Origin of the sequence: Pseudoalteromonas sp. SWN166 (genome assembly GCF_015864485.1) — a bacterium.
Lineage (GTDB): Bacteria > Pseudomonadota > Gammaproteobacteria > Enterobacterales > Alteromonadaceae > Pseudoalteromonas.
The window spans coordinates 1-833 of sequence record NZ_JADYXB010000094.1; the positions used below are offsets into that span (position 1 = coordinate 1).

Sequence of the window (833 nt, forward strand, 5' to 3'; positions counted from 1 at the left end):
CACCAGCGCATCGCATGCGGCTTTATGGTTACCGTAAATATTAAGCGCGTGGTCATAGGACACATAAATGCGTCCGGCTTCGCATTGCGCGCTGATACGCGAACCTTTAGTATCGGTAGGGCCGTGATATTTGGTGCGGATAGCTTGCATGGTTTTCTCCTAAATGTTCAGCATTGGTTAATGTGACCGGTATTCACGTTAATAGTGAATTCCCCGCCGTTGGACGTTTCGACAAAAACGCAATCTTCGCCGTGAAAATTAATCTCTACAATCGTAGCGCCCATTGGAATCAAACCGGCCTTACGCAATTCCGCTTGAATGCACAATTCAGCATTCGAGCGAATTTCATACGCGCCGTGTTTCACCCAGCGTTGCGCGTTAGATTGGATTGCATTCATGGTGTTTTCTCCTATTTGCGGTTGACGGTTTACAAACCCAGCAAGCGGGCGATCAGGCTTTTACGCACTGCGCGACGCTGGCCGATGGCTTTTGCGGCAGGCGCCAGGGCGGCCGCCCAGCGGGCCCGCTCTGCGGCTTGTGCTGCAAGGGCTTCGTTGACGGTGAATTCGTTGCGGGTCATGGTGCGGGTTCCTTTGCGTTGCGTTATCTGACTCAGTGGCTCTATTGTAGCTAACTTTTTAGCAGACGCGCAAGAACTATCGCAATTTATTTTCTAAGTAGTAACCCCTAGAGAAGGGGTGTGTAGGTGGCACATGCACCCATGCACCCATGCACCCATGCACCCATGCACCCATGCACCCATGCACCCATGCACCCATGCACCCATGCACCCATGCACCCATGCACCCATGCACCCATGCACCCATGCACCC

2 protein-coding genes are annotated in these 833 nt (G+C 52.9%); both read right to left on the reverse strand.

The genetic code is table 11. The features are described 5' to 3' along the window. Nucleotides 1-167: 167 nt before the first annotated feature. On the reverse strand, nt 168-398 hold the full coding sequence (locus tag I6F49_RS20245; protein WP_114488788.1) for a hypothetical protein: 231 nt from the start codon (nt 396-398) through the stop codon (nt 168-170). 29 nt (nt 399-427) lie between these two features. Continuing rightward, complete coding sequence (locus I6F49_RS20250; protein WP_181870850.1) at nt 428-580, reverse strand: hypothetical protein; 153 nt, start codon at nt 578-580, stop codon at nt 428-430. Nucleotides 581-833 lie beyond the last annotated feature (253 nt).